Annotated in this window: 4 protein-coding genes; 3 read left to right on the top strand and 1 reads right to left on the bottom strand. The window is 71.0% G+C overall.

The annotated features are described in order from the left end of the window. Positions 1-211: 211 nt before the first annotated feature. Positions 212-616: an ArsR/SmtB family transcription factor gene (locus tag ACWEN3_RS43260; protein ID WP_452983273.1), complete on the bottom strand. Its 405-nt coding sequence runs from the start codon at positions 614-616 to the stop codon at positions 212-214. Positions 617-725: 109 nt separating this feature from the next. Here ACWEN3_RS43260 and ACWEN3_RS43255 point away from each other — a divergent pair, with 109 nt between their 5' ends. The 3 genes from ACWEN3_RS43255 (at position 726) to ACWEN3_RS43245 (ending at position 3,640) form a co-directional block, all read left to right on the top strand. Next, positions 726-2,702: a heavy metal translocating P-type ATPase gene (locus tag ACWEN3_RS43255; RefSeq protein WP_452983270.1), complete on the top strand. Its 1,977-nt coding sequence runs from the start codon at positions 726-728 to the stop codon at positions 2,700-2,702. Further along, positions 2,699-3,100: a (2Fe-2S) ferredoxin domain-containing protein gene (locus tag ACWEN3_RS43250; RefSeq protein ID WP_452983268.1), complete on the top strand. Its 402-nt coding sequence runs from the start codon at positions 2,699-2,701 to the stop codon at positions 3,098-3,100. The genes ACWEN3_RS43255 and ACWEN3_RS43250 overlap by 4 nt, the downstream gene beginning before the upstream one ends. 309 nt (positions 3,101-3,409) lie before the next feature. Then, the gene (locus ACWEN3_RS43245; protein ID WP_452983266.1) at positions 3,410-3,640 is read left to right on the top strand and encodes a hypothetical protein; all 231 of its coding nucleotides are present in this window, start codon (positions 3,410-3,412) and stop codon (positions 3,638-3,640) included. The last annotated feature ends 165 nt before the right edge of the window (positions 3,641-3,805 follow it).

The following is a 3,805-nucleotide window of genomic DNA, read 5'->3' as shown; positions in this document are numbered from 1 at the left end:
CTCCTGTCCGTAGGTGACTCAGATGCGGGAGGTCACACGGCAGCCAGCCGCGCCCTACCTGCAAGCCCGGTCCTTCAGGGCCGGGTCAAGTTGACAAATCACCGCCCACACGCCGGCCGGCGACGGCTCGGGGCGGCTCGGCAGGTCATGTGACCGGTCCGCTTCAGATCATCGTTGCGGTAATCAACGGGATCGATCGGCGTCTTGAGGATCAGCCGCTCGGGACGGCGGCGGTCTCACTCCCTGGCTCCTGGGCTGACAGCGCGGCGTCGCTGAGGCCGAGGCGGAGGTGCTCGACGTGGTAGAGGGCCTGGTCGAGGAGTTCGGCGACGTGGTTGTCGTAGAGGGCGTAGACGACCGAGCGGCCCTTGCGGGTCCCGGTGACGAGGCCGAGGTTGCGCAGCAGACGGAGTTGGTGGGAGCAGGCGGACTGCTCCATGCCCACCTCGGCGGCCAGCTCGGTGGCCGGCAGGGGCCCTTCCCGCAGTCGGGCGAGGATGAGCAGGCGGGAGGGAGTGGCCAGGGCCTGCAGGGTGGTGGCCACTTTGGCGGCGCTCGCCGCGTCCAGGCGTGCGCGCGGGACGTTGCTGGTAGGCGGTGCGGCTCCATGACCCATGCGCCCATGGTACGCGCGCTATGAACACATGAATCGATGTTCATTCGTTCCTGTTACGGTGGTGAGGCTGGAGCTTTCCGCCACCGCTGTCCCTCAAGGAACCGTTTCGATGCCTTCCACTCTCACCCGCCCGGCCCCGGCCGACATCGCTCACGAGCCGGCGGCGCCCAGGCGCCGTACCCGGATCTTCGCGCTGCCCGAGGCCCGCTGGGCCGGTGCGGCGCTGGTGCTGTTCCTGGTCGCGCTGCCGCTGTATCTGACCGGGGCGCCGGCCTGGGCCTGGGGGCCGCTGTTCGCCCTCACCTATGCCACCGGTGGCTGGGAGCCGGGCTGGGCCGGGCTCCAGGCGCTGCGGGAGAAGACCCTCGACGTGGACCTGCTGATGGTGATCGCCGCGCTTGGTGCGGCGGCGATCGGGCAGGTGCTGGACGGTGCGCTGCTGATCGTCATCTTCGCCACGTCCGGCGCCCTGGAGGCGATCGCCACCGCCCGCACCGCCGACTCGGTACGGGGCCTGCTTGATCTGGCCCCCACGACCGCCACCCGCCTGGCCGACGACGGCTCCGAAGAGGTCGTTGCCACGGCTGACCTGGGTGTGGGCGACACGATCCTGGTGCGGCCCGGTGAGCGGATCGGCGCCGACGGCCGGGTACTGGACGGTGCCGGCGAGGTCGACCAGGCCACCATCACCGGCGAGCCCCTCCCGGTCGCCAAGGAGGCGGGCGACGAGGTCTTCGCCGGCACCCTGAACGGCACCGGCTTCCTGCGGGTGAAGGTCGAGCGTGACCCGTCGGACTCGGTGATCGCCCGGATCGTGGCCATGGTCGAGGAAGCCTCCGAGACCAAGGCCCCGACCCAGCTGTTCATCGAGAAGGTCGAGCAGCGATACAGCCTCGGCATGGTCGCCGCCACCCTCGCGCTGTTCGTCCTGCCGCTGGTCTTCGGCGCCGATCTGCAGTCCACGCTGCTGCGCGCCATGACCTTCATGATCGTTGCCTCGCCGTGCGCCGTGGTACTGGCGACCATGCCGCCGCTGCTGTCCGCCATCGCGAACGCCGGCCGTCATGGTGTCCTGGTCAAGTCGGCCGTGGTCATGGAACGCCTCGGGCAGGTGGACGCGGTCGCCCTGGACAAGACCGGCACGCTGACCGAGGGCACCCCGCGCGTGACCGATGTCCGCCCGCTGGCCGCTTCCGGCCTCACCGAGGACGAGCTGATGCGGCTCGCGGCGGCCGCCGAGCACCCCAGCGAGCACCCACTCGCCCGTGCGATCGTGGACGCCGCCCGCACCCGCGACCTGGACATCCCGGTGGTGGAGGACTTCGTCTCCACTCCGGGCGCCGGAGTGAGCGCGAGGGTGGAGGGCCGCACCGTCGCGGTCGGCAGCCCCGCTCGCCTGCTGGACCATCACACCGACCACCCCGTCACCGCCGTGACCAGGCGCCTGGAAGAGGACGGCCGTACCGCTGTACTGGTCACCCTCCACGGCGCGCCGGTGGGGGTGCTGGGCATCGCCGACCGGCTGCGCGAGGAAGCGTCCGCCACCGTCACCGCCCTGGGAGAACTGACCGGCGGCAACCCGGTGCTGCTCACCGGCGACAACTCCCGCGCGGCTGCCCGCCTCGCCGCAGAGGTGGGCATCACCGACGTCCGGGCCGGTCTCCTCCCGCAGGACAAGGTGAGCGCGGTGCGGGAGATGGAGGGGGCGGGCCGCAAGGTGCTGGTGGTCGGCGACGGCGTCAACGACGCCCCTGCCCTGGCCGCCGCCCACACCGGCATCGCCATGGGCCGCGCCGGCTCCGACCTCGCGCTGGAGACCGCCGACGCGGTCGTGGTGCGTGACGAGCTGGCCACCATCCCCGCCGTCGTACGGCTCTCCCGCCGGGCACGCCGTCTGGTCGTGCAGAACCTGATCATCGCCGCGGCGTTCATCACCGGCCTGGCCGTGTGGGACCTGGCCGGCACGCTGCCCCTGCCACTGGGCGTCGCGGGCCACGAGGGCTCCACCGTCATCGTCGGCCTCAACGGCCTGCGCCTGCTCGCCGACAGCGCCTGGCGCCGCGCCCACGCCGGGACCGGCCGGTGAGCCGCCGCGCCCGCAAGGCCGCCCCCACCACGGCGGGGTCGGACCGCTGCACCGTCACCGTCTGCCGTGGTTGCTGCTGCGGTACCTCCAAGATCACCGGCGTCGACCACGCCGCTCAACTGTCCGGGCTGCGCCGCGCTCTCGAGGGGACCGCGCAGGTACGGGTGACAGGCTGCCTGGACGCCTGTGACCACGCCAATGTCATCGTCGTCCAGCCCTCCGCCGCCGGCCGGGCGGCCGGCGGACGCCCGGTCTGGCTGGGCCTGGTCAGCGACCCCGACGACATCGCCGCGTGGGTCACGGCCGGTGGTCCCGGACTCGTCGACCCGCCCGGCGTCCTCGACCTGTACGCCTTCGCCCCCTCCCGTCGCGTCCGTCAAGCCGTCGAAGACGGCTGACGACCCGCTCGTACCGGGAGGCACAAGCGCCCCGACACCAACGGTCGGGCCGCGGCCAGGCCGGTTGAACACAGCCGCTACGGCACAGCCGCATCAGCCGGAAGCCGCCTCCGCCTCGCCTCCGCCCTCGGGTTCGACCAGGTGATTGACCGGTTCGCACGGTGGGAGTTGCGCTTCGGCGGGTAGCCGCTGCCGTAGTCAATATCAGGCGCTGACGGCGTCCCCTGAGGCGAAAGGCGACATGGCGACATGACTATTGGTGCGAACTCCGCCAGAATCACGGGCAAGGTCCAGGGCAGGGACATCGTCTTGTCCGGTCCCTTGTCGAAGGACGAGATCCGACACCAGATGTGGTGGTGGCAACTCCCCGGCTCCGAGACCACCGAGAGGCACAAGGACGGTCTCCACGAGTACGACGACTCTCAGGAAGACGTGATCGCCACCCTGGGCGGCTATTACGAGGTTCCCGAGGACTCCCACACGCCCGAGGCCCACGAGTTGGTGGAGCTGGTGCACGCGGAGCTGAACCCGGACGAGTGATCCGGTGAGTGGGCGATGCGGATGTGGGCAGAGCGCATTCTGAGGGGATGGTGATGACGTCCCTGAACGGCTTCTCCGAGACGGGTGTCATGACATGGCCGACGATGCCTTGCTGTTCGTTCTCCCTGAGCGTCATCCGCGTCTGGGCGCGGCGCTGTCCGCGGT

Source organism: Streptomyces sp. NPDC004561 (genome assembly GCF_053602155.1).
Note: the sequence above shows the minus strand (reverse complement) of the source record. Positions and strands in the feature narration are given on the sequence as shown.

Excerpts from the sequence above, each read along its gene's own strand:
- ACWEN3_RS43260 (WP_452983273.1), bottom strand. The coding sequence starts at position 616 with ATGGGTCATGGAGCCGCACCGCCTACCAGCAACGTCCCGCGCGCACGC.
- ACWEN3_RS43255 (WP_452983270.1), top strand. The coding sequence starts at position 726 with ATGCCTTCCACTCTCACCCGCCCGGCCCCGGCCGACATCGCTCACGAG.